The following is a 23,947-nucleotide window of genomic DNA, read 5'->3' as shown; positions in this document are numbered from 1 at the left end:
CTTGCGTGGAACCTGACCTAAAACCATTTCCTACTGATTTCTCGTCGGTGCTAGCCATCGTGGCCCACCCCGATGATCTGGAGTTTGGTTCTGCTTCGGCGATCGCCAGGTGGACCGAAGAAGGCAAAACCGTCAATTACGTGTTGGTTACTTCGGGCGAGGCCGGCATTGATGGGCTGACCCCAGAGGAATGTAAACCCATTCGAGAGGCTGAGCAACGAGCTAGTGCGGCGGTGGTCGGCGTCACCTCGGTTGAGTTTCTGGGTTATCGCGATGGGGTAGTGGAGTATTCGCTCGACCTGCGCCGTGATCTGGCGCGCTGCATTCGGATACATCAACCTGATTTGGTGTTAACCGGTAACCGCCACGCCACCTGGCCCGGCGGCGGTGGATTCAACATGGCCGATCACCGACACGTTGGCTTGGCCGTGCTCGATGCCGCTCGTGATGCCGCTAATCGTTGGATTTTCCCCGAGCTAATCGATGAAGGTTTCGAGCCTTGGTCCGGTGTGCGCCGTGTGGCTTTAGCTTCATCACCCTTAGCCACCCACGCTGTCGACATTACCGGCTACCTGCCAAAAGGTATTGAGTCCCTTGAAGCCCACGCACAATACATGGCGGGCTTAGGTAGTTCGTGGCCTCCAGCCGACATGTTTCTAACCGCTCGGGCTGAAGCTGACGGGCCGCGCCTCGGCGTTGAACATGCGGTCACCTTCGAAGTAGTCGATCTATAGCGGCGTCGCAGCGTGGTATTGCCTGGGTATAACGGAAGGTAGCGAAAGGTAGGAACCTCAAGTGGCAATTGATCTGGCAGGTTTGAACGAAGACACCCGAGCAGTGCTGGCAAATACTCCCACCAGGGCCTTCCTCGGTGGAGAGTGGTTCGAAGCGAAGCGACGAATGCCTGTCGAGAACCCGGCTACTGCCGCCGTGATTGGCGAGGTCAGCGATGTTGAGCCCAGTGAGTTCGAAACGGCCCTAGGGGTGGCGGATGCCTTCCAAGAAGAATTCGCTGGCCTAGCCACCAGGCAACGAGCTGAAATTTTGCGGCGAACCTTCGACCTTTTGATGGCCCGCCAAGAGGAATTGGCACACATCATCACACTTGAAATGGGCAAACCCTTGGCGGAAAGCCGAAGTGAAGTGGCCTATGCCGCCGAATTCTTCCGGTGGTTCTCGGAAGAGGCAGTTCGTTTTGGTGGTGATTATCGCCAATCGCCAGCAGGTAACGGGCGTATTTTGGTGATGCACAAACCGGTCGGTCCTTCGCTGTTCATTACGCCTTGGAATTTCCCAATCGCCATGGGTGCCCGCAAAATCGCCCCTGCTTTTGCAGCTGGCTGTACAAGTATTGTTAAACCCGCTTCTGCAACACCGCTAACTATGTTGGCACTCGCCAAAATTATGGAAGAAGCAGGTGCCCCGGTTGGCAGTTTGTCGGTATTGCCAACCAGCCAGGCTAGTGCAACCACCACCCCTCTAATTCACGATCCACGACTGCGCAAGCTTTCCTTTACCGGCTCTACAGCAGTTGGTCGAGGCCTGTTGGCCGAGGCTTCGTCGCAGGTATTGCGAGTTTCAATGGAACTAGGTGGCAACGCTCCCTTTGTTGTCTTTGATGACGCCAATCTTTCGGCCGCGGTCGAGGGGGCCATGGTGGCCAAATTGCGGAACGGGGGTGAGGCCTGCACCTCGGCCAATCGTTTCTTGGTTCATGAGGCCGTGGTCGATGAATTTATCGATCGGCTAAGTGCTGCTATGGCTGCGGTGCAGGTGGGCTCGGGTTTTGAAGACGGGGTTGAACTTGGCCCCCTGATTGACCACGAGGCGCAGTCTCGGGTTTCTGAATGGATGGCCGAAGCACAACATGATGGGGCCACCCTACATTTGGGTGGTCGTTCGCTCCCTGGCCCGGGCTGGTTCTTTGAGCCAACCGTGATCAGCAATGTTGGTGCCGACACCAAATTGAACCGTGACGAGATCTTTGCTCCGGTAGCTGCGATACGGACTTTCGCTAACGAAGACGAAGCAATAGAGATGGCCAATGACACCGAGTATGGCCTGATTGCCTACGTCTACACCGAGGGGCTGCGCCGGGGTTTACGAGTTTGTGAGGCCATCGAAGCTGGGATGGTGGGCTTGAACCGTGGAGTGATTTCCGACCCGGCAGCACCTTTTGGTGGGATTAAGCAGTCGGGACTCGGTCGAGAAGGCGGTTTTCAAGGGATTTACGAATACCTGGAAACCAAATACATCGGTGTGGCCTAAACCCGCAGGTCGCGCCTGGGATAAGCCACGAGAGCAAAAACGAATAGTGCAGTGGCCGGTATCAAGAGAATGGCTAAATGGCCGAAATTGCTGCCATGCATCAGCGGTGAAGACGAAGAGTAATAGTAGAACGGTGAAATTCGCGCCCAGCTGGCGGTGCTTTCGCTGAGCGACAGGGTGACATGCAGTAAATAACCACCTAAGCCCACCACCGCCGCGGTAACCGAAGCGGCACTACGACTATGGCTAAGCGCACTAGCTGTAGCAATGGTGGCCCCCATGAAAACCCCGAGCGCCCACAGGTGCACTGAAGCTCCGACGATCTGGGAAATGGCGATGCCTAGGCCACCCACCGTGGCGCCAATGAAAAGGCCGACGCCGGTGGCCAATGCTAGCCAGGTCAGTTGAAGCAACATAGTTAGCAAGTAGATAGAGAATATCTGGGTTCGCTGAAGGGGAGTTGAGAGCAGTAAACCAAGACGCCCTGAATGTTCGTCGCCTAAGAGTTTGGAGGCGATACCGGCTGCCAAAACCACCACCACAACCGGGGCTACCATGCCCATCCCTTCGCCCCACAGGAATCCTTCGGGCGTGGTCATATCAGGAGCGTCCCAGATTTTGAGTAGCTCGGGCGGTAGGGTGGCGAAACTATCGGCTAGCTGGTCTTTCATCGAGTTATATAGCGGCCCCATTAGAGCCAAGAACACCAACATGCCAGCGCCCAAACTGGCGGCCAGAATTCTGGTTTGGTTAAAGATCAGCTGAAAGAGACCTAAGTTGGTTTTACCCCTCGGGGTTGGCGCCGAGGACGTTTTGGCAGCATGTGGTTTAGATTGTGACGATTCTTTTTGGAAGAGTCGTGGCGGCACAAAGTTGAGGTCACGGCGAGCCAGGCCATAGCTGCCAATAGCTATGAATGCCAGTGCGACAGCTACGGTTAGCGCAAAATAGCCACCGTCAAGCCCGTTTTGTAGTGGGCTGTTCCCGGCGTACCAATGCCAAGGCACCAGCCTCACCAAAGTTTGGGTTTCCGTCCAAAGCGGCAACAATCCTGACAGTAGCCAACCAATTGCCAACAAGGTGGAGCTAATAGCGAGAGCCGCGGCCTTGTTGCCGCTGAAGGCACCAATGGCAAACGCGAGAGCCCCGTATAGCCAGGCATGGGCACCAATTCCAAGCATTAACGCCCCCAAGTGGGCTCTTCCCATCTCAACGTCGAAAGGTAAATGCCCCACCTCGGCGATCAACCAAATTGCCAACGTGGAAAAAACTGCCGCAAACGTCACTGCCGCGGCTTTCGCCAGGCCCAGTTGGCTGCGAGAGATTGGCAAGCTAAGCAGCCATTGCAAGGTTCGGTCGGCTTCTTCGCTGGCTACGCTTCTAGTGCCAAGACCAATTGCCAACCCGGCCACGGTGGCGGCGCCCACCGTCGTCAGGGTGGCGTTGTATGCCAAAATTGCGGCACTGGCACCGTCGGGGATGCCCAGCAGTGAACGAAGGTAGTCGGGCAGGTCGTCATAGACCGTGGTGTCCATGACCGAGAACATTCCTACCGCTAGAACAACCATCGAACCGACGCCCACTACCACACCCAATATTGCCCATTTGGCACGGGCCAAATCGTGGGTGACGATCGGCCAGGTTTTCATGTTGGATCCCGGTAATAGGCCAAAAACACGTCTTCGAGGTCGGCCTCTTGCGACATGATATCAACCAGTCGATAATCAGATGGCACCGCTTCAAGTAGCATGCCGATCTCTCCGGTGAAATTCATAGTCACGGTATTGTGATGCGTCACCACGTCACTGACACCGGTGATAGCGGTGAAATCAGCGGCTTCGACGACTTGGTTGAAGACCAGTTCCACTCGTCGAATCGAACGCAATTCGGTTACGTTTTGTACCGAGACCAGTGCGCCATTGCGAATGATTCCTACTCGGTGCGCTACTCGTTGCACCTCGGAGAGGGTGTGACTGGATAGAAAAACGGTGCGACCCTCGGCGACGGTTTCCCCAATTAGCTGATGAAACTCGTTTTGCATCAGCGGATCTAAGCCCGCAATTGGTTCATCTAAAATCAACAGCTCGGGCTGATGCATGAACGCGGCAATAATCCCAATTTTTTGGCGGTTACCGGAAGAAAGCTCGGCGTTCCGGCGATGTAGATCGGCTTTGAAACGTTTCGCTAAAATCTCGACATTTCCCCAAGGAACCTCCCCTCGGATTCGGGCAAAAAGCCGCAGTGTTTCAGCGCCGGTGAGCTTGGGATACAGAGCCAAATCGCTCGGCAAATAGCCAAGACGGCGATGTATCTCCACAGTATCTTGGCGGGTATCTAGACCAAATATCTCGGCATGTCCGGAGGTGGCACGAATCTCGTCAAGCAAAATTCGGATGGCGGTTGACTTACCAGCACCATTTGGTCCGAGCAGTCCATAAACCTCGCCGCTCTCAACCTCTAGGTCAACGCCTCTCAGAGCTTCAGTACGACCGAAACGTTTGGTTAGGTTGAACGTCGCCAGTGCGGACATACACAAATTCTAGGCACCTTCAGCTCCCGTAATGTGCCAAGGCCAGCCCGCTTAAAGGTCTAAGAGTGCTAACTGTTCCTTAATTAGCGTGCCCAGCTTTTCCAAGCGCGCTTGCTCGGTTTCGGTCTCTAGCAAGCGTTGCTGGTCAAGAGGACCAAGGGGGCTAAGGGCCGCCAGAATAAAAGATTTGTTATCGACGGCTTTGGGAAGTTCAAAGGTTGAGGGTGGTACTGCGTATCCCATTTCCGAGGCTCTGGCTAGAAGTTGCCGTAGCGAGCTTTCAACGGCTGTCTCCAGCTGGCCAGTTTTCGCAGCGGCTTCCTGAGAAGGCACAGGATCGGGCCATTTCACCGTTTTGGCTTGCGGATAAGGGTCATCGGGCAGCCACGATTCCACCTTGATACGTTCGATGCCTCGTATTAGGACTGCGTGCTGCCCGTTGCCTAGCGGTTGGTGTTCTTCGACGATGGCAAGTGTGCCAACGCTACTGCGAACGTCTTGGCCACCAACTTCTTGGCCACGTTCTATAAGCACCACTGCTAAGCGTCGATCACCAGCCAAGACCCGATCGAGCATGACCTGATAGCGAGGTTCAAAAATTCGCAAGGGCAGCGCGGCGCCTGGCATAAGCACGCTGCCCAAGGGAAACATAGGGGTGATGGTCACAGTTTCATAATTCTAGAAGCTGTTCTTGCTGTTCTTACTGGGTTGGGCGGAACCGATAAAGTGCCAAGGGCTTGCCATCTTTAGTCTCTCCCGCTGCTTCAAAGACCACCGTTACAGCTTGACCCACCTCTACGGTCGAAGGATCACAATCCACAATGTTCGTTAGGACCCTGGGGCCTTCTTCTAGCTCAACGTAGGCCAATACGTAAGGTGCTACCTCGGCAAATTCTCCTTGGCCTCGGTTGGAAATCGAGTAGCTATACACGCTGCCTCGGCCGCTCATCTCTTCCCAGGTGACCTCCATATGGCCACATTCGGTACAAAACTGTCGGGGATACCAAATTAGATGGGCGCAGTTATTGCATCGGGGAACTAAGAAGCGTCCTTGACCGCAACCTTCCCAAAACTCCTGTGTTTCGATGTTTGTGTGGGGCTTGCGGGTTGGTAGAAAAGTGTCGTTGCTCATGCGTCGGCTACTCCTAGAATTGCGGTGGCACAACCGTGGCGGGTGGATAGCGCACCACCGGTTCCATGGGCCAAGGCCAGTTGACAGTCGGGAACTTGAACGGCGGGGTTAGCTTCGCCCCGTAACTGACGTACAGCTTCGATGATCTTGGTCATCCCGCCGCGGTTGGCGGGGTGATTGTTACAGAGCCCGCCACCATCGGTGTTGAACGGTAAGCCCCCGAAGGGTGCTTGTAGGCGGCCGTCCATTACAAACTGTCCACCTTTACCTTTTTCGCAAAAGCCCAGGTCTTCAAGAGCAATTAGTACCGTAATGGTGAAGCTGTCATAAATTGAGGCGTAGTCGATGTCGGCTGGGGTGACGCCAGCCTCAGCAAAAGCGGCCGGCCCTGACCAAGCGGCCGCCGAATAGGTGAGGTCAACTTTGCGAGAGTCTTTTAATGCCTCGCCTTGGCCTAAAATTTTCACACAGGTGCGATTGAGCGTGCGGGCAATTTCGGGGCTTACCACCACAATGGCACCGCCACCATCGGTGATCACACAGGAATCTAAACGATGAAGTGGATCGGCGACCATGGGTGATTCCAGCACTTCTTCCACCGTTACCGGGTTCGGCATGAATGCGTGGGGGTTGTGCTGGGCATGCAGTGACGCCGCGACTTTGATTTCAGCTAGCTGGGCGCTGGTAGTGCCAAACTCATACATGTGCCGACGTGCGGAAAGGGCATAGTTATTGAGCGTGTTCACACCCCATTGAGCTTCAAATTCGCTCTCGGGTGCCGGAAAACCGCCACCACCGAACTTCATTGGCTGGCGAGGTGTGCCAGCCAGCGTGATAAGCGCTACCGAAGCATGGCCAGCAGCGATTTGTGCGGCGGCGTGGCCCAAATGCACCAGATACGACGAGCCGCCAGTTTCGGTTGAGTCGATGGTCTTGCAGTTGAGCCCCATGTATTCGACGGCCGACATGGGGCCAAAACCAGGCGCATCACCAGCACAGTAATAGGCGTCCACATCAGCGAAGCTAAGACCGGCGTCGGCTAGTGCGCCTGCGGCCACTTCGGCGTGAATTTGGGTGATGGTACGGTCGGGGATGTCGCGCCGGGGGTGCTCGTATGCACCAGCGATAAAAGCGGCACCGCGTAAACTCATAAGCGATTTCTCCCGTCAAGGAAGCTGTTCAATTAGTTGGTGCGCCAAGTGTAGCCGCTGTCACACGACACCTCGGATTCGATACCGGGTCAGGTTTTTTTCCTAACCGTGACGGCAGTGCACATGTGGTGCGCACGTAGTGCTGGTGCGGTACTTGGGCCGTGGGCATGTTGTGTTCGCGTGACCCTCATATAGTCCAAGCTGGGAAAATCGGGTGTTGAGGTGGAATTGTGCAGCAAAGGGTTTTAGAGGTGTAGGTTCGAATAGTAGTGGCAGTTAGCCTTTTCATAACCTTGTTTGTTGGTGCCCTCGTGGCCAGTGCTTTAGGCAGTGCGCTGGGCATGGCTGGTGGCATATTTATAGTGCCGCTTCTCACCTTGGGTGCCGACATTCCGTTTCCCACCGCTGTGGCGGTGAGTTTGATTGCGGTCATCGCTTCGTCTTGTTCAAGTGCACCCAGGTTCTTATCGGCTGGCCTCACCAATCTTCGGCTTGCGGTGGTGCTTGAGGTTGCCACGACGTTCGGGGCTTTGGTCGGTGTAGCCATGGTCGGTTTGGTGGCCGATGAGGTTCTATACGGAATTTTCACCGGTGTGCTCTTGGTCTCGGCTGCACAAATGCTGCATGGTCGCAAGCCACGAGAACCTCTACCGGTCCCAGCGCACGCTTTTAGCCACCAACTCGATTCGTCGTTTATAGATCTTGACGGGGAAAACGTGGACTATCAGGTTTCACGCCTACCAATGGGTGTTTCGTTCATGTTTCTAGCTGGTGTTCTCTCTGCTCTGCTAGGGATTGGTAGTGGTGTTTTGAAGATTCCAGCCATGGACGCTGCCATGCGCTTGCCAATCAAAGCCTCATCTGCCACCGCTAACTTGATGATTGGGGTAACGGCATCAGGCGCGGCTGCGGCCTATCTACTGGGTGGCAATATCGACTTGATCTTGGCGGCCCCAATTGTGTTGGGTTCCCTTAGCGGTGCTGTTTTGGGGGCACGAATTTTGGTTCGTATGGCGGGCAGCGGTTTACGAATCATATTTACAGTGGTGCTCTTGTCGCTGGCGGTGCCAATGGCCGCCAACGCGCTTGGCCTGGGATGGACGATGGGCTCATGAGTAAAATCGAGGGCGACGAGATAGCCCCCGACAGGGTTTTGGCTGGGCGAATCGCGGTGCTGATGGCCTATGGCACCAACTTGGCCACCGCTTTGCTCGTAGGTGCAGTAATAGCTCTGATTTTCGGTTTGGGACCCTTGGCCACTGTTCTACTGACAGGGGGCTGTGCCACCTTGGTGCTCTTACCATTCATCCGCCTATTAATGATGTTTAGCCATTTCCGTCACCGTGGCGAGAATCGCTTTCTTATTATTACGGTGTTGGTGATCACCATGGTGTTAGCTGGGGCCGCGCTAGGTCTTTTGCGTCGGTGAGCGCTGCCTAGGTTTCCGGCGGATACCACACCTTGGTTCCTTCCACTTTGGCGAAACTGGTGAGGTTATGGGGTTTCGTTGAAGTGACGCTCATGATGTCGCAAACCTCATAACCCCTGGTCAGCATGGCATCTCCGACCAGAGAACGGTGACAACGCCAGGGCACAGCTTCGGCACACATTATGGCCACCGTGTTGGTTTTGGTCAGTTCGATTAGTTCGTCGATACCTTCGGAGAACCCTTCGGTCTGCATGTAATCGGCGTAGCTGCGAAAGCTTTTATTGCGCCAGGCTTCATTAATGCTGGGTTCTTTGGTTGAACTGTGGCGCAAACCCCCCAGCTTTTTAATCTGCACATATTCCAGGTCTGCTGCTTCTAGGCTTTCGGCCAAGGCGTGCTGGTCGAATTGCGGATTATGGCGAGATCGGGGCACCGTACGCACGTCGGCCACCATGTCGACGTGATTGGCCGACAGCATTTTTAGGAACTCTTCGATGGGATGAGTTGAGTGCCCAATGGTGTAAAGCCGTGGTTGTGCCATACCTCCATTCAAGCGGCATCTATGCCATTAAACTTTTTCGACGATCAGGCCAATGGCGCCCATGTTGTTGTGTAGCCGATTGAAGCAGGCGTGCATACTCTTAACCCGACTTCGAGCGCTGCGGTCGGTGGCCACGCGTGCGAAAAAGCGCATGGCTGGCCAGAGACCTTCATCGTCGATCACTCGTCGGGGTGCCAAAAGTGCCATGTCGGCTCGTTCTTCGGCGATGACCCGGAAGCCGTTGTTTTCAAGTATTGCTCGCCAGCTAGCCGCGGTTAGTGGCCGTGCGCCCACATGAATACTGCGAGAAAGGTCGTCCCAAACCGCTTGTGAACGTTCCTCGGAAATGTCATCAGGAATTAGGCACAGCTCATGAATGACGTAACGTCCACCGGTCTGGAGTAGCCGATGGGCCTCGCTCATCACAGCATTCTTGTTGACATCGCTTTGCATGGTGAGCATGGCTTCGCCAACGACAACGGTGGCCGATCCCTCGGGGAGCGCCGATTGTTGTGCTGTTGAAAGCACCACTTTGCCGCCAGAGGGTGTCACTACCTTGCGGGTAATGGCAGCCGCTTCTTCGTCTCGTTCGACCGCCGTGTAACTGGCTGGCTGATAGGCCAGCAAGGCGCGGGCGGTGGCACCTACACCAGGTGCAAATTCAACTACGTGATCTTGGTTGGTTAGGCCAAGTTTGTTAAGCAGCCTGGTGGTTAGCTCACGGCCGCCCGGGCGCAGAATTTTCTTGCCAAGGCGGGCCAAAAGCCAGTGGCCAGGTGCTTTTTCGTTCGACACCGTAGAGATCGACATATGGGCCTCCCCGAGGCACAGAGCTGTGGTGGTGGGGCAGTTGCCCCTTCTTAGGCGGAGTCCGACTATTTCTAGGCTTCGCTAGAAATAAATTAGGGTCGCCTAAAGCGCTCTGTCAAGGGCCCTTTATCGCGACCTAGGCAGCGTTACGGCGTTTGGCTGAGCGGTGTTTGTTTCCGCTACGCGATGCTCCAGGAGAGCTGTTACGCGATGTGCCGCCCGAACCGGTGCGTGCTGAAACCTTGGCACCGCGAGCTTTGCCACCACGATTGCTTGGACTGTGCGACCCTGGCGTTGAAGCGTCGCTTCGACGTGCCTTTGACTTGCGGTCCTTCGCCCGCCCAGGCCGCTTGGAGGCGGGGTTAGTGCGAGTTGATTCACTGGTTGCCGCCTTGCTAGCTGGTGCTTTGGTTGGGGTGACTGGCGCTAGTGAAGCCGGTGGAGTGATGCCCAAGGCGAGCTGCAATTTCCGTTGTAGTTTCTTGGCATCAGAGTTTTGTTCCTTGGGTACCAATGCCACCACTAGGCCGGTAGTTCCAGCTCGACCTGTGCGCCCCGAGCGATGCACAAAGTCTTTGTGGTCAGCTGGCAAGTCGAAGTGGATGACGGCCGCTACGTTATCTACGTGAATGCCGCGGGCGGCGACATCGGTTGCTACCAGAGCTTGCGATTGACCGTTGGTGAAGCGAGCTAACGCTCGTTCCCGTTGTGGTTGGGACCGATCGCCGTGGATTACCTCGGTTGAAACACCTGCATTGGCAAGCTGTCGTGCGGCCCGGTCGGCCCCCCGGCGCGTACGAACGAACACAATGGCCGGCCAATTGGCGCTAATAAGGCGAGCGGTGATGTCAACTCGCTCATTGCGTTCGACGTTCCAGAATTTGTATTCGTTCTGGGGAGAGTCTTCCTTCACCACATGTTCGTGGCGGGCGGGATTGTGTTGGTATTCCCGAATTAGAATGTCAACGTCACCATCCAAGGTGGCCGAAAATAGCAAGGTTTGGCGCTTGGGTGAGGTTTGGTTCAACAGACGACGAACTTCAGGTAGAAAACCCATGTCGGCCATGCGGTCAGCTTCATCTAACACCACATAACGAACCTCAGATAAGTCAACCTCGCCTTGTTTCACCAAGTCAGCCAACCGACCGGGGCAGGCCACCGCAATGTCTACGCCGCGGCGAAGATCGCGTAGTTGGTTCCCAAAACCGACGCCACCAAAGAAGGTGGTGACCCGGGCCCCTTTAGGGCCAGCCATCATTATCAGTTCCTCACGAACCTGGGTAGCCAGCTCGCGGGTGGGTACTAGCACCAGGCCTTTGGGTCGTTTTGGTGCAGCCTTGGGACCACTGGCAATGCCGTGGAGGAGCGGAATTCCAAAAGCGATAGTTTTGCCGGAACCAGTGGGGGCTTTGCCGCACACATCACGGCCAGCCAAAGCATCGGGCAGGGTGGCAGTTTGAATTGGGAAGGCTTGGGTGATGCCTTGGTTTGCCAGAGCCGACACGATATTGCTGGGTACGCCGAGCTCGGCGAAAGAAACGGTTGACTCAACCGAAGATTCAAGAACAGTTGTAGAAGACAGGGTGTTACTCCAAAAAAATAGCCCGCAGTTCGGGCGCATGACGGGTGCGATAAAACCCAGGGGCAACCTGTTCCACTCCGTTACTGGTTGTAAACCAGCGTGGCTCTGCATCGCCTACAGAGGGGGGACAGGGTGGCCTCGACCGGGTATTCCGAACGGGACCCGCCAGCACCATCGGGGTGCAAGGCAACCTGGTGTAACCAGGACTTAGGTACCTTAACAGGTTTTCGCCACTATTCTGGGCTTTATGGCACTTGACACAGAATTAAAAGACTTTGCAACCTCAAAAAACTTTGCGGCGTTGACGACTCTTGATTCACACGGCGCGCCTTCCACCCATGTGATGTGGATTGATGCCGATGATGAGCATTTGCTGATCAACACTGAGGTCCATCGGTTGAAGTTCAAGCACATGACGAATGACCCTCGGGTGGCTGTTACGGTTATCGATGCCAATACGCCATATCGCTATATCGAGGCGCGAGGTAAGGTAGTAGAAACCGTGACTGGCGATGAGGCGCGAAACCATATTGACCATGTTTCGCAGCGTTATACCGGTGCCGACTACGCGCCGACCATTACCAGCGAGCGAGTAGTGGTGAAGATCGCCGTTGATCACGTGTATAAGCGGCTTAGTTAGGCCGTAGCAAGGGTTTCAAAAGTTGCTACCAATGCGGATGGCGGGGTGCTAAGGTTTCGGTTGTGTTCGGTACATAAGTAAACCTATGTGCTTCTCACAACTATCACCAAAGATCTTTTGGTGTATTGTAATGTAATAATAGTTAAAGTAGGGGGATTTAGTGAGGAAACGTTTCCGATTTAGGGGCGCGTTTATTTCGCTGTTGGTATTGGCGGCGTTGTTGGCCGGATGCAGCAGCGATGACAATAACAATTCGAATGCTGGCGGCGGAACAACCTCTACCACAGCGGGCGATAATAACGATGACAACAACGGTTCATCGAATGGTGGCGACGTTCCGGCACCCACTCAAGGAGGTTCCCTTACCGTAGGGCTGGAGGCTGACTGTAATAGCTATGCTCCTTGGCTCTCGTCGTGTGCTCAATCCGGCGACAACGTTATGCCAGTGATTTTCGACCCGATGGTCGTTCTTACCGCTAACGGGACCGTTGAGCCATATTTGGCGGAATCGGTAGTTGCTAACGATGATTCCACCGAGTGGACCGTAACTTTGCGTCCAGGCGTTAAGTTCCATGATGGAACCGAGCTGACCGCACAAGTACAAAAAGATGGTTACGATGAGTTTCTAGCTGCTGATGGCAGTATTTTGGCCACGGTTACAAAAGATATTGCCGAGGTGAGGGTAGACGATGAGCTGACCTACACCTATGTGCTAAGCCGACCCGACCCGCAGTTCTTGTACCTACTTGCTTCTCAGCTTGGTAACGCCTTTTCTATCGAAGCTGCCCGTGCTAACCCTGAAGACTTTGGTAGCAAGCCTGTTGGTACCGGCCCCTTCAAGTTGGTGTCTTGGGTGCGAGACGGTTCGCTGATTGCCGAGCGTAACGCTGATTACTGGCAAGAAGGGTTGCCGTATCTCGACAAAATCACTTTCGTGCCGCTGCCTGACGAAGATGCTCGCCAGACGGCCATGGAAAGTGGCGATGTCGACGTAGTGCTTTATGCTCGCCTTGGCGTGTATCTCGGTCGGTTCCAGCAAAAAGCCGAATCTGGCGAAGCGAACCTGTATATGCAAGCTGGTGACTTGGCCTCGGGTATTTTGGTTAACACCGCCAAACCGCCGCTAGATGACCTACGGGTGCGCCAGGGTTTGGTGCAAACCGCTAACCCGGAAGAGCTCGTGGTGATTGTGGCTGAAGGCCCAGTGGCCGAGCCTCGTACTTTGCTGGTTGACCCCTCAAGTGAGTTCTATTCGGAGGATGCAGCGGCTGCTTATCCGAAATATGACGAAGAGGCGGGCGGTGCGAAGCTGCAGGAATACATTGATGATCCCAACCGATCTGATGGTAAAGCACCCGGCTCTGATATTGAGATCGAGTATCTCTTCACCAACACCCCGGCGGTGAGCCGTCAAGCCCAGTATTTGCAGGCCAAATGGGGCGAGCATGGTGTGAAGCTGGAACTGGTGGCCAATGAAATGGCCCAAAGTATTCAGCGAGCCATTGAAGGTAGCCACCAGCTGGTGTTCTGGCGCCCGGGCGTTCAATCGGCGCCACTTACCACTATGCGCAACGAGTTCTCCAACGTGACTGATTTGTCGAACGTTTCAAACTTCACTGACCCTCGAATTGATGAGGCCCGTGACCAGCTAGAAACATCGCAGACCTTCGCCGAGCAATATGATGCCGTGGAGAAATTCCTAACGGTTATTGCCGAACAAGTTCCTTTCATCATGATCGCTAGTAACAACGAGTTCTTTGCTACTGCACCTGATGTGTATGGGCTTGATACTTGGACAACGCCTGAAGGTGATTTGGGCTTCGGCTCACGCCGTGGCCGGACCATTTGGGGCCAGGTGTATAGGGCCTCATAATGGTGTGATTAAGCACTGACGCTTAGTTGAATAATTAATTATTGGTCCCGTCACCTCCGTGGCGGGACCAATGCATTTTTGCGCTGCTTTAGCCAATTGGCAGTTAGAAGCCGTCGTTAGGTTTTGGGTCTTTGTGCCCTCTAAATCCGAAGGTTTGCGCCGTACCCTAGATAGCAAGATGTGTTGCTTTTTGTTGGTGGAACCTAACCCATAGGGCGTAGCCACAATGTGGGCCCGACGGTGTTGGGCGCACACGACCAAGCGGTCGGGTGGGTACGAAAGGGTATAAGTATGAGCGCAGACCAGGCGGTAAACGACGACGCGTCGGCTGACCCCGAGGTGGCTCGATGGCGAGAACGAATTAATGAGGGTCGCTTTTTGGGTCAAACCGTGATTGTCACGGGCGCTGGCTCTGGTATTGGTTGGGCGGTGGCTTCACGGGTGGTTCGTGAAGGTGGGCGAGTAGTGGCGGTGGATGTTAGCCAACCTCGTTTGGATGAGCTGGTGGGCAGTCATACTGGTGCCGAAATTGTGCCGGTGGTGGCTGACATTACCGATGATGCGGGGGTGGCAGCCATTGTTGAAGCCGCCGGTGGTCGTATTGACGCGCTAGCCAACATTGCCGGGGTTATGGATGACATGACTCCCATCGGTGAAGTTAGTGATGCCGTGTGGGACCGCGTGATGAACATCAACGTGAATGGCACTATGAAACTTACCCGGGCGGTGGTTCCGGTCATGCTGGACGGCGGTGGTGGTGCGATTGTTAACACCGCTTCCGAGGCTGCGCTCCGAGGTTCGGCGGCCGGGGTGGCCTACACCGCTTCCAAACATGCGGTGGTTGGTATCACTAAATCTACGGCGTTCATGTACGCCAACCGAGGTATTCGGGTTAATGCCGTGGCTCCCGGGCCGGTGCAAACCAATATCCAGGCGTCGTTTGCTTCCGAGCTTGGCACCGAACGCATCGGCCTTGGGATGGCGGTGTTGCCTCAAATGGCCCAACCGGCTGAGCTTGCTGCGGCCATCACGTTTTTGTTGAGCGAGGACAGCGTGAATATCACTGGTGTGGTGCTACCCAGCGACGGTGGTTGGTCGGCAACTTAGTCGTTGGGTGCGGCGGTACAGGTTATCTCGGGTCTGTTGATTCGTATTTCTGACGGTGTGAACCCTGGCAGGCTGCATACTATGTAGGTTAAGTTCCTGGCTAAGTATCATCTGGCAGTACCCCGGGAGTTCTAATCGAACGGAGGTGGTTGGGGTGTCGACTCGCGTTAATGTTCATCCCAACCTGCTCCTGTGGGCGGTAGAACGTGCCGGTTGGGACGACGAGACCACTGATCGCCGGGCACCGAAGTTAGAGGAGTGGGTCGAGGGCTCGACGGCACCAACTTTTAGGCAGCTAGAAAGTTTCGCTCAGGCCACGCATACGCCGCTCGGGTTGCTCCTCTTGTCGGAACCACCTGATGAGAAGCTTCCGATACCTGATATGCGAACGATTGGGAACGTTGCCGTTCCCGAACCGAGTGTTGACCTTCTAGACACCATCTATATGTGTGAAGCGCGCCAAGATTGGTATCGCTCATTCGCTCTGGAGAACGAATTTGAAGAGCTTGATTTTGTTGGCAGTGCTTCGGTTACGTCCTCGCCAATTGAAACTGCTGCCGAGATTCGCTTAGCGCTGCGCTTTGAGATGGATGACAGATCTAGCTTGCAACCTTGGGCTCCGGTATTTCGATACTTGGTCGACCGGATCGAAGAGCTCGGTGCGTTAGTGATGGTAAATGGTGTTGTTGGTTCCAACACGCATCGAAAACTTAACCCGGACGAGTTTCGGGGGTTGGCGCTGTCCGATCGGTTAGCACCCTTAATTTTTGTGAACGGTGCTGACACCAAGGCTGCCCAGATATTTACCCTGGTACATGAACTTGCTCATATATGGTTGGGCGAAAGTGCGATTTCTGATGCCGCGGTTGGCGCGAGCGATGCCCCTCAAGAGGAACTCTGGTGTAACGCAGTAGCGGCTGAGGTTCTTGTTCCACTTGAAGAGCTTCGTAACCGCTATAAGGACACGTATCACACCGAGGAACTTGAACGGCTGGCAAAAGAATTTAGTGTGAGCACGCTAGTTATTCTGCGAAGAATCTTTGATGCAGATTTTGTGTCGTGGCCGACATTCCAATCGTTGTACCAAGAAGAGCTTCGCCGCGTGATGGCTATTCTCGACCAGCGGGAGAGCACAGGCGGTGGGGATTATTACAACGTCCAACCGCTAAGAATCAGTAGGCGGTTTGGTCGAGCGGTAATTGTTAGTGCTCTTGAAGGTTCTACTTCTTATCGTGATGCCTATCGCCTTTTGAGCGTCAAAAAGCACAGTACTTTTCAAGAGCTAGCCGAGAAACTTGGTGTTTAGCCGTGTACCTCCTCGATGCCAACGTTTTCATTGAGGCTAAGAACCGCTACTACGCCTTCGATATCGCGCCGGGCTTCTGGGAGTGGCTCGCCCAAGCCGTGACTGAAGGCAAAGTTCAAAGCGTAGAAGCTGTTCATCAGGAGGTTCTGGGGCGCAGCGATGAACTTGTGCCGTGGATCACGGCGAATCGATCAATGTTCAAGAACGTTGATGACCCTACGGTTGAAGTCTTGCGAGAGCTAAGTTTATGGGCCACACGGGAATACAGCTTTGCCGCGAGTCGTGAATTCATTGGTTCTACAGCTGACTACTTCTTGGTGGGGTATGCCTGTGCTCACGGGTTAACGCTTGTAACCCATGAGAAACCGAGCAAAGGATCTATGAAGAAAATCAAAATACCCGATGCGTGTGCAGAATTTGACGTGCCCGTAATATCTACTTTTGAGATGCTGCGTAGTGAGGGAGTGCAGCTACGTTACTAGGCAAGGTTTAACTAGACGACGGGGGCTGGTCGGCAACTTAGTTGTGGTTCTGTGTGGCAGTGCTGAGGCCGAAGAAACGGTCGAAAAAGGCTCGAAGGCGGTTAACCACCCGCTCTTTAGTTTCAGCATGGGCGGTGTCGGGGCTGAAGCGGCTTAGCGGTGGCAACACCTCGGTGATAGCGGTACCAGCCGTTTCTAACGCCCCATCGCGAAAAGCGGCTTCCATGTAGGCCCTAGCAGCGTCTTCCCGCAGGTTTTCTTCGGCGATAATGGCTGCCAGTTCGGCTTGGCGTGCCTTGGCGATAAAGGTTTCCCATTCCTCATCCACGGCGGCCGTCAAACTAACCGAATCCACAAAACGTTCAATTAGGTCGCGTTTGTTGCGCAGGGTGGGGCTGGCGTTAACGGCTCGGCTGATCTCGGCCCGAATCTCAACGTCCTCCCCGTCGCCCACCTCGGCTTGGCGTTTTGCCACCAGCATCAAGATGTAATCAACGCTGATCTCAACTTGTTTTATGAGCTCAATCTCAAAGACCAAATCGTCAATGATCGGCTCTTTGTCCCCAGTGTCTTGGGGGCGACGTTCGTCGCGGATACGCAGATATTCACTCCGGAAATCCTGTGCTTGTCGATCGGAAAGGCGCCGGTCGTTCTCAAACTCGTCAAACGAGGTGAGAATGTTCTCCAGCTTTACAATCTCACCAAAAAGCACCACAAAATCACGCTGATCGCCCTCGCTGTCAATGCGTTCCCCAGCACTAAAACGGCCTAACAGCTCGGCTACTTTTTGCGAGTACTCCTCCAAGTATTCGGCATAGGGCCGCAGCAGCACCACACCCTTGGCGTCTTTGTTGCCGAAAAGTTCTAAAGCTTGGTTGGTAGCGTCTTCTAGGTTTCTAAACGAAACGATGTTGCCATACGTTTTAACCGAGTTGAGAATGCGGTTGGTGCGTGAGTAGGCCTGCAATAACCCGTGGGAGCGCAGGTTCTTGTCTAGGAACAAGGTGTTAAGCGTGGTGGCATCAAAACCGGTTAAAAACATGTTCACCACAATCACCATGTCTACTTCACGGTTCTTTAGCCGCATCGACAGGTCGCGGTAGTAGTTGGCGAAACGGTCGGCGGTGGTGTCGTAGCTGGTACCAAAAAGCTCGTTGTAGTCGGCAATGGCGTGTTCCAGAAACTCTCGGTCATCCAGGCTTAAGCCGTCGGTGTCAACGGCTTCTTCTCCCAAGAGGTCACCATCAACTTCTTCGTTGGCCCCATACGAGTAAATCAGGGCGATTCGTAGGCGACCTTCAGGCGGCAAGTCGGCTTGGGCCAACTGGAAACTGCCGTAGTAGGCGCGGGCCGCTTTGATAGAAGCAGTAGCGAAAATAGCGTTAAAACCTCGCACCCGCTGTTTGGCCCGCGTAGGCCCCTGGCTACGGCGAGAACGTGACGCTTGAGCCACGTTGGTGACCACCGAATGTTCGTAGCTTGAAGCCCGTTTAGTTTTTTGATCGAAATGGCGCAGCGTGTAGTCCACAATCAAATCAAGCCGCGCCGGGTCGAGTAGGGCGGCTTCAGATTCAATGGCCGACACCTGTTTGTCTTCAATGGTCCCTGCCCGCACAGTATTGATGTAATCAATGCGAAACGGCAGCACGTTCTTGTCCGTAATGGCATCGACAATGGTGTAGGTGTGCAGCTTCTCGCCAAAGGCCTGTTCGGTGGTTTTTAGCTGCGCCAAACCGCCGCTGGGTGCGTTCTCAGCAAAAATGGGGGTGCCGGTGAAACCAAACAGGTTGTAGCGCTTAAAGGCTTTGGTGATGGCGGTATGCATTTCGCCAAACTGCGAACGGTGGCACTCATCAAAAATAATCACCACATGCTGGCCGTAAATCTGGTGGCCCTTGTTCTGGTTAACAAAGTTAGAAAGCTTTTGGATGGTGGTGATGATGATGCGGGCGTTGGGGTCTTCCAACTGGCGTTTTAGTACTGCCGTTGAGGCGTTGGAGTTGGCCGCCCCTTTTTCGAAGCGGTCGTACTCGCGCATGGTTTGGTAGTCGAGGTCTTTGCGATCTACCACAAAAAGCACTTTGTCGACCGAAGGAACCTTGGTGGCCAGTTGAGCGGCTTTAAACGACGTGAGGGTTTTACCCGACCCTGTGGTGTGCCAAATGTAGCCCCCGGCTTCTATCCGCCCTAGCTGTTTGTAGTTGGTGGCTACTTGGATGCGTTGCAGAATGCGTTCGGTGGCCACAATTTGGTAGGGGCGCATCACCAACAACAACCGGTCGGCGGTAAACACGCAGTAGCGGGTGAGAATGTTTAGCAGGCTGTGTTTAGCGAAGAAGGTTTTTGCGAAAGACGTTAGGTCGGCAATCGGTTTGTTTTGAGCGTCGGCCCACCACGAGGTGAACTCGAAACTGTTCGAAGTGCGTGGGGCTTTGGTGCTGGCTTGTTGTTCTTTTAGATGCTGGTGGCGGGTGGTGTTTGAGTAGTACTTGGTGTGGGTGCCGTTAGAAATAACAAATAGCTGCACGTAATCAAACAGCCCAGCTCCGGCCCAAAAACTATGTCGGTGATACCGGTTGATCTGGTTAAACGCTTCTCGAATAGCCACCCCGCGGCGTTTAAGTTCAATGTGAACCAGGGGTAGGCCGTTGACCAAAATGGTTACGTCGTAACGGTTGGCGTAGGTACCACCGGTATCGGAGGTGTCGGCCGGGTCGGCCCGGGGTACTTCGTATTGGTTGATTACTTGGAGCCGGTTGTTGTGAATGTTGGCTTTGTCGATGAGGGTGATGTTTTTGGTGCTGCCGTCGTCTCGACGTAGAAGCTGTACTGGGTCTTCTTGAATACGGGCGGTTTTCTCTACTAATCCGTCGTTCTTACTGGCGATTTTCTCGTTGAAGAACTGTTGCCATTCGGCTTCCGAGAAGGTGATGCCATTGAGGGCTTCCAGCTGGCGGCGCAGGTTAGCAATTAGCTCGGCTTCGCTGGTGATGGGCAGATATTCATAGGCTTGAGCCTGGAGAATGCGGATGAACTCGGCTTCTAAGGCGGCTTCAGATTGGTAGGCCGTTTCGGTGGGGGAGTCGGCAATGTATTCGGCCACCACCGTGCTTTCACCCGATACCGCAATCGGGTCGAACCGGCGCACCCCGTTGCCGCTCATGCGCTTAACTCGTCGAAGGTTAATAGCTGGTCACGGTAGTACTCGTACTGCTTTCGCCGGGCCTGTAGTTCCGCTGGCAAGCCAATGCTTAAGTCGTTGACCAAAGCATCAAACTTGTCGAGGATTTCTATAATTCTCTCCTGCTCCTCGAGAGGGGGTAGTGGGATTGGGAAGTTTTTAATTATCTGAGCATTGAGATCTGCTCGAGCGCCACGACCCTGGGCCTTTAGCTGTTGATAGCTATTCGCTGTCCAGTGAAAGACGTATTGATAGTTTGCAATAGTTGGATCGATTTGGAGATTACAGCAGTGCTGGTTGGTGGTTAACGGAATTTTGTTAACGGCTGATCGTCCGGCGGTAGCCCCCGAAATTGCCACGATGACACAGTTTTTGGGAATCCACGAAGCAGCAGTCTCGCTCACGGCACGTTCGGTGATTCGCATCTCGGTATCCAGAATGTCGGTGAATCTGACTTCGTTCGTCCGTAACCACGGAATTGTCCCAGTCGAGTAGTACGGCTCGTACCCGGCCTTTGGAGTGGCCCCTGATGAGACTTTGATGCTGATCTGACCGAGAGTTGACCAATTGACCTGATGGTCATTGACGCCAAACGTCAGCAGTCGGTCGCGGTAGAACTCATATTGTTTGCGGCGCGCTTCTAGCTCCGCTTCTAGCTCCGCTTCTAGCTGACTAAAGTTGTCCAAAATCCGCACGATCTCCCGCTGCACCTCCATCGGCGGCACTGGTACATAGTGGCCACGGAGCCAGGATGTTGAGAGATTCTTGACGGTGCCTCCACTTACCGACGCAACTGCCTTGTTTTCGAAGTACGTGCTATTCAGGTAGTGGTATAGGAATCGGACCATAAGATCCTTAGGTAATGGCCGGATAGCTGCGACCCGTTGGTTCAAAGCCGCTGGTAATTGGGCGTCATTTACCATTGCCACGCGACCGATACTTCCAGATAGGGATAGGACTAGATCGCCAGTGTAAAGAATATATTGTGGAATATTAGCAACCTTGTCCAGAGGATAATATTTTATGTCCTTATCGGATATGAACCCTTTTTGAACGTCAGAAATCCTAATAATTCGTACACCTGTAGACGTATATTCAGCGCTCCTAAATGCAAAACCGTTTAGAATCTCTGAAACTTCTGCCAAAGGTTTGAACTCCACACCGTCCGGACACAACTCAGCAATTAGGGGTTCGATGTGGCTCATGCGAAGAAGTCCTCGTCGATTTCCACCACGTCGTAGGTGCTTTTCACCTGAACGCCCACGTTGTAGCGAATCATCAACCTTGTTAACCGATCACCGTCAATCAAAATTATTCTGGTTGGCACATTCTCTGCGTATTGGTGAGCATCAGCCGAGAACCTACTGGTCGTAATAAATACTCCCCGGTCGGCTTTACCACTTAGTGCCCCCACAAAAGCTTGAATATCGGGGCGTCCTACCACGTTGCCCGGTCCGTAGCGTTTGGCTTGGACATAGACCCGGCTCAAACCTAAAACGTCTTGGTCGATAACCCCGTCAATCCCGCCATCACCACTAAGTGGGGTTACCACACCAGTGCCCTCGGTGCCGCCATAACCCATAGCCAACAACAGCTTCACTACGGCTTCTTCAAAGAACGCCGGTTCTTGGTCTTGCAGGCGCTCCAATAACTCGTTGGCCACCTCTTGTTCAATCTGTTCGATGCCAGCTTCCACGAGCTCTACCGGTGCCATGGCAGTTTCACGAGTGTCCGACGAGATGACTTCTTTGGGGATGCGAACTGACGATTCATACGCTTTAACCAAAGACTCAGGGTCTTGGGCCAGGCGATTTAGGTCTGCGACCGTTATCGTGTCGTTGAATTTTTCTATCAGCTCATGTCCGGTTGCAGTAATAGCGTAGCTTCCCCGCGCCACCCTCTTTAATGCCCCCACCTTGGTGAGCCGCGACAGGCCAAAACCTATGCGATTCTCATATGTGAGCTGGCCCGATGAAAGTCTCAGGCTGGTCAGCTCGGCTGGTAACCCCAGCAGGGTGGCCACGCTGGGTGCAATATCGCGGCGGTGTCGCGCCGAGCCATCAGCAAGAACCCGAAGGGTGGGAATCATAAACTCTTCCCAGGTTGGCATGGTGCTCATTTACTGCCCTCCAAGTCGGCCACAATGGCGTCAATCTCAATACGTAGTTCGGCTTGGCGTTCCACAATCCGAGCAATTTCGGCGTTTAGCTCGACAATGTCAATAACCTCGCGGGTGTCTTCGGGCTCTACATACGACGACACCGCCATGTTGTAGTCGTTCTCACCAATCGCTTCGTTTGAAACCAAGGCCGCCACGTAATCAACATCCGTCCGATCTGCCAACCACCCCAAAATGCGTTCTTGGTGCTCGGGGGCCAGCTTGTTCTTGTTGCCCGAACGCACAAACTCGGCTGAAGCATCCACAAACAACACCGAGTTATCGGCCTTCGAGCGTTTTAACACCACAATGCAAGTGGCGATGGTGGTGCCAAAGAACAGATCGGGCGGCAGCTGCACAATGGCATCCACAAAGTTGTTGTCCACCAAATACTTACGAATTTTGGCTTCGGCTCCACCCCGATACAACACACCCGGAAACTGCACAATGGCGGCCGTGCCACTGGTAGAAAGCCATGCCAGCATATGCATAGTGAAAGCCATGTCGGCTTTTGACTTGGGCGCAAGAACCCCGGCCGGAGCAAACCGTAGGTCGTTAATTAGAAGGGGGTTGGCGTCGCCTTCCCACCGGGTGGAATAGGGGGGATTAGAAACAATGGCGTCGAAAGGCTCATCGTCCCAGTGCTGGGGGTCGGTGAGGGTATCACCGTGGGCGATGCTGAAACTGTTGTAGTTCACATCGTGTAAAAACATGTTGATGCGAGCCAGGTTGTAGGTGGTGAGGTTAATTTCCTGGCCATAAAACCCACCCACGTTTTCGGTGCCCAACACCTTGGCAAACTTCAACAACAACGAACCCGAACCAGCAGCTGGGTCATACACCTTGTTCACCCGGGTTTTACCGGCCACCGCAATACGAGCCAAAACCTCGGAAACCTCTTGCGGTGTAAAGAACTCACCCCCCGATTTACCAGCCTCGGAGGCGTACATTTGCATCAGATATTCATAAGCATCACCAAAAAGGTCAATCGAGTTCGACTCGAAATTACCCAACGGCAAATCGCCAATCGCATCTAGCAACTTCACCAACTTGGCATTGCGGGCCGCCACCGTGTTGCCCAACTTGGCGCTGTTCACATCCAGATCGTCGAACAGGCCCTTAAGGTCGTCTTCACTAGCGCTGCCACGGGCCGAACCTTCAATATTCTTAAAGACCCGCTCCAGGGTTTCATTTAGGTTCTCGTCGTGGCGCGCTCGGGCACGCACGTTTTCGAATAACTCAGAAGGCAGAATGTAAAAGCCCTTTTCTTCCACCGTGGTGTGGCGGCCAAACTCGGCTTCTGCATCGCCTAGTTCGGCGTAACTGAAATCACTATGGCCCGCTTGGTGCTCGCCAGTGTTTAGATAGGCCGCCAAGTTCTCGGAAATAAACCGGTAGAAGAGCATGCCCAGCACGTAGGTTTTGAAATCCCAACCATCTACGCTGCCCCGCAAATCGTTGGCGATACGCCAAATAGTCTTGTGCAGCTCAGCCCGCTGGGCTTCTTTAGTGGCTGGTGCCATAAATAAATCGTCCTCCCGCGTGGGCAACACTTAAGTGCCGATAATCTCACCGACACCTTAGTGGCGGTCTATGACACCATCGCTTAACAAAACCCGCGGAAAGGAGTGTGGAGCAGCGGAACCTAGTGGCTGGTCATAACTTTTCAATGGCCGTAGGCAGCCTATCGCCGAGAGAAGTTCACTCTGGGGGTAGGTGCTGGGTAGCAACTTTCTAGTCGGCGTAACCAGAACTAG

The 23,947-nt window shown here is 54.1% G+C and carries 21 protein-coding genes; 9 read left to right on the top strand and 12 right to left on the bottom strand.

Annotation, left to right across the window (positions count from 1 at the left end; genetic code table 11):
* The first annotated feature begins 5 nt into the window (after positions 1 to 5).
* Positions 6 to 734, top strand: a complete 729-nt coding sequence (locus WC184_03370; protein ID MFA7476918.1) for a PIG-L deacetylase family protein — start codon at positions 6 to 8, stop codon at positions 732 to 734.
* Positions 735 to 795: 61 nt separating this feature from the next.
* A complete protein-coding gene (locus WC184_03365; protein MFA7476917.1) occupies positions 796 to 2,268 on the top strand; it encodes an NAD-dependent succinate-semialdehyde dehydrogenase in 1,473 nt (490 codons plus the stop codon).
* Here WC184_03365 and WC184_03360 read toward each other — a convergent pair.
* The 5 genes from WC184_03360 to WC184_03340 are packed head-to-tail and all read right to left on the bottom strand — an operon-like array spanning position 2,265 to position 7,081.
* Positions 2,265 to 3,917 (bottom strand): ABC transporter permease subunit, encoded by a 1,653-nt coding sequence (locus tag WC184_03360; GenBank protein MFA7476916.1) that lies wholly within the window; start codon positions 3,915 to 3,917, stop codon positions 2,265 to 2,267. The genes WC184_03365 and WC184_03360 overlap by 4 nt on opposite strands.
* Entirely contained in the window at positions 3,914 to 4,798 is an 885-nt protein-coding gene (locus tag WC184_03355) for an ABC transporter ATP-binding protein (protein ID MFA7476915.1), read from the bottom strand. Before WC184_03355 ends, WC184_03360 begins: the two co-directional genes overlap by 4 nt.
* Positions 4,799 to 4,849: 51 nt before the next feature.
* Positions 4,850 to 5,464, bottom strand: coding sequence for an LON peptidase substrate-binding domain-containing protein (locus WC184_03350; protein ID MFA7476914.1), 615 nt, complete (start codon positions 5,462 to 5,464; stop codon positions 4,850 to 4,852).
* A gap of 34 nt (positions 5,465 to 5,498) precedes the next feature.
* A complete protein-coding gene (locus WC184_03345) occupies positions 5,499 to 5,930 on the bottom strand; it encodes a Zn-ribbon domain-containing OB-fold protein (GenBank protein MFA7476913.1) in 432 nt (143 codons plus the stop codon).
* Complete coding sequence (locus WC184_03340) at positions 5,927 to 7,081, bottom strand: thiolase domain-containing protein (GenBank protein MFA7476912.1); 1,155 nt, start codon at positions 7,079 to 7,081, stop codon at positions 5,927 to 5,929. Before WC184_03340 ends, WC184_03345 begins: the two co-directional genes overlap by 4 nt.
* Positions 7,082 to 7,350: 269 nt before the next feature.
* On the opposite strand from WC184_03340, the gene WC184_03335 reads away from it, so the two are divergent.
* Together WC184_03335 and WC184_03330 are read left to right on the top strand one after the other, a co-directional pair.
* Complete coding sequence (locus tag WC184_03335; GenBank protein ID MFA7476911.1) at positions 7,351 to 8,196, top strand: sulfite exporter TauE/SafE family protein; 846 nt, start codon at positions 7,351 to 7,353, stop codon at positions 8,194 to 8,196.
* Positions 8,193 to 8,510 (top strand): hypothetical protein, encoded by a 318-nt coding sequence (locus WC184_03330; protein ID MFA7476910.1) that lies wholly within the window; start codon positions 8,193 to 8,195, stop codon positions 8,508 to 8,510. Before WC184_03335 ends, WC184_03330 begins: the two co-directional genes overlap by 4 nt.
* A 7-nt stretch (positions 8,511 to 8,517) precedes the next feature.
* Here the strand turns inward: WC184_03330 and WC184_03325 are convergent, their stop codons facing one another.
* The 3 genes from WC184_03325 to WC184_03315 form a co-directional block, all read right to left on the bottom strand.
* Complete coding sequence (locus WC184_03325; GenBank protein MFA7476909.1) at positions 8,518 to 9,051, bottom strand: DUF488 domain-containing protein; 534 nt, start codon at positions 9,049 to 9,051, stop codon at positions 8,518 to 8,520.
* A gap of 27 nt (positions 9,052 to 9,078) precedes the next feature.
* Positions 9,079 to 9,861 carry a methyltransferase domain-containing protein gene (locus tag WC184_03320; protein ID MFA7476908.1) on the bottom strand — a complete coding sequence of 261 codons (783 nt, stop codon included), beginning with the start codon at positions 9,859 to 9,861 and terminating at the stop codon, positions 9,079 to 9,081.
* A gap of 136 nt (positions 9,862 to 9,997) precedes the next feature.
* A complete protein-coding gene (locus WC184_03315) occupies positions 9,998 to 11,554 on the bottom strand; it encodes a DEAD/DEAH box helicase (protein ID MFA7476907.1) in 1,557 nt (518 codons plus the stop codon).
* Positions 11,555 to 11,690: 136 nt separating this feature from the next.
* Between WC184_03315 and WC184_03310 the strand changes: the two genes are divergently transcribed.
* The 5 genes from WC184_03310 to WC184_03290 all read left to right on the top strand — a co-directional run bounded on the left by WC184_03310 (position 11,691) and on the right by WC184_03290 (position 16,851).
* Positions 11,691 to 12,083, top strand: coding sequence for a TIGR03618 family F420-dependent PPOX class oxidoreductase (locus WC184_03310; protein MFA7476906.1), 393 nt, complete (start codon positions 11,691 to 11,693; stop codon positions 12,081 to 12,083).
* Between the two features lie 160 nt (positions 12,084 to 12,243).
* Positions 12,244 to 13,956, top strand: coding sequence for an ABC transporter substrate-binding protein (locus WC184_03305; protein ID MFA7476905.1), 1,713 nt, complete (start codon positions 12,244 to 12,246; stop codon positions 13,954 to 13,956).
* 291 nt (positions 13,957 to 14,247) lie between these two features.
* The gene (locus WC184_03300) at positions 14,248 to 15,063 is read left to right on the top strand and encodes an SDR family oxidoreductase (protein ID MFA7476904.1); all 816 of its coding nucleotides are present in this window, start codon (positions 14,248 to 14,250) and stop codon (positions 15,061 to 15,063) included.
* Positions 15,064 to 15,217: 154 nt separating this feature from the next.
* Positions 15,218 to 16,369 carry an ImmA/IrrE family metallo-endopeptidase gene (locus tag WC184_03295; GenBank protein MFA7476903.1) on the top strand — a complete coding sequence of 384 codons (1,152 nt, stop codon included), beginning with the start codon at positions 15,218 to 15,220 and terminating at the stop codon, positions 16,367 to 16,369.
* Positions 16,370 to 16,371: 2 nt separating this feature from the next.
* Positions 16,372 to 16,851: a DUF4411 family protein gene (locus WC184_03290; GenBank protein MFA7476902.1), complete on the top strand. Its 480-nt coding sequence runs from the start codon at positions 16,372 to 16,374 to the stop codon at positions 16,849 to 16,851.
* A 37-nt stretch (positions 16,852 to 16,888) separates the two neighbouring features.
* Here WC184_03290 and WC184_03285 read toward each other — a convergent pair whose 3' ends face one another.
* Genes WC184_03285 through WC184_03270 form a run of 4 tightly spaced genes read right to left on the bottom strand, consistent with a single transcriptional unit; the run spans position 16,889 to position 23,713 of the window.
* Positions 16,889 to 20,014 (bottom strand): type I restriction endonuclease subunit R, encoded by a 3,126-nt coding sequence (locus WC184_03285; GenBank protein ID MFA7476901.1) that lies wholly within the window; start codon positions 20,012 to 20,014, stop codon positions 16,889 to 16,891.
* Positions 20,011 to 21,237 (bottom strand): restriction endonuclease subunit S, encoded by a 1,227-nt coding sequence (locus tag WC184_03280; GenBank protein MFA7476900.1) that lies wholly within the window; start codon positions 21,235 to 21,237, stop codon positions 20,011 to 20,013. Before WC184_03280 ends, WC184_03285 begins: the two co-directional genes overlap by 4 nt.
* On the bottom strand, positions 21,234 to 22,151 hold the full coding sequence (locus WC184_03275) for a restriction endonuclease (protein ID MFA7476899.1): 918 nt from the start codon (positions 22,149 to 22,151) through the stop codon (positions 21,234 to 21,236). The genes WC184_03280 and WC184_03275 overlap by 4 nt, the downstream gene beginning before the upstream one ends.
* Complete coding sequence (locus WC184_03270; GenBank protein ID MFA7476898.1) at positions 22,148 to 23,713, bottom strand: type I restriction-modification system subunit M; 1,566 nt, start codon at positions 23,711 to 23,713, stop codon at positions 22,148 to 22,150. The genes WC184_03275 and WC184_03270 overlap by 4 nt, the downstream gene beginning before the upstream one ends.
* Between the last annotated feature and the right edge of the window lie 234 nt (positions 23,714 to 23,947).

The organism is Acidimicrobiia bacterium (assembly GCA_041676705.1).
In the GTDB taxonomy this organism is placed as follows: domain Bacteria; phylum Actinomycetota; class Acidimicrobiia; order Acidimicrobiales; family SKKL01; genus Actinomarinicola.
The sequence above is the reverse complement of the archived record's forward strand: the minus strand, read 5'-3'. Positions and strand labels throughout refer to the sequence as shown.

Bases quoted from the DNA above. Each gene is read 5' to 3' on its own strand.
- WC184_03360 (MFA7476916.1), bottom strand. From the start codon at position 3,917: ATGAAAACCTGGCCGATCGTCACCCACGATTTGGCCCGTGCCAAATGG.
- WC184_03355 (MFA7476915.1), bottom strand. From the start codon at position 4,798: ATGTCCGCACTGGCGACGTTCAACCTAACCAAACGTTTCGGTCGTACT.
- WC184_03345 (MFA7476913.1), bottom strand. From the start codon at position 5,930: ATGAGCAACGACACTTTTCTACCAACCCGCAAGCCCCACACAAACATC.
- WC184_03340 (MFA7476912.1), bottom strand. From the start codon at position 7,081: ATGAGTTTACGCGGTGCCGCTTTTATCGCTGGTGCATACGAGCACCCC.
- WC184_03330 (MFA7476910.1), top strand. From the start codon at position 8,193: ATGAGTAAAATCGAGGGCGACGAGATAGCCCCCGACAGGGTTTTGGCT.
- WC184_03325 (MFA7476909.1), bottom strand. From the start codon at position 9,051: ATGGCACAACCACGGCTTTACACCATTGGGCACTCAACTCATCCCATC.
- WC184_03320 (MFA7476908.1), bottom strand. From the start codon at position 9,861: ATGTCGATCTCTACGGTGTCGAACGAAAAAGCACCTGGCCACTGGCTT.
- WC184_03315 (MFA7476907.1), bottom strand. From the start codon at position 11,554: ATGCAGAGCCACGCTGGTTTACAACCAGTAACGGAGTGGAACAGGTTG.
- WC184_03310 (MFA7476906.1), top strand. From the start codon at position 11,691: ATGGCACTTGACACAGAATTAAAAGACTTTGCAACCTCAAAAAACTTT.
- WC184_03300 (MFA7476904.1), top strand. From the start codon at position 14,248: ATGAGCGCAGACCAGGCGGTAAACGACGACGCGTCGGCTGACCCCGAG.
- WC184_03285 (MFA7476901.1), bottom strand. From the start codon at position 20,014: ATGAGCGGCAACGGGGTGCGCCGGTTCGACCCGATTGCGGTATCGGGT.
- WC184_03280 (MFA7476900.1), bottom strand. From the start codon at position 21,237: ATGAGCCACATCGAACCCCTAATTGCTGAGTTGTGTCCGGACGGTGTG.
- WC184_03275 (MFA7476899.1), bottom strand. From the start codon at position 22,151: ATGAGCACCATGCCAACCTGGGAAGAGTTTATGATTCCCACCCTTCGG.
- WC184_03270 (MFA7476898.1), bottom strand. From the start codon at position 23,713: ATGGCACCAGCCACTAAAGAAGCCCAGCGGGCTGAGCTGCACAAGACT.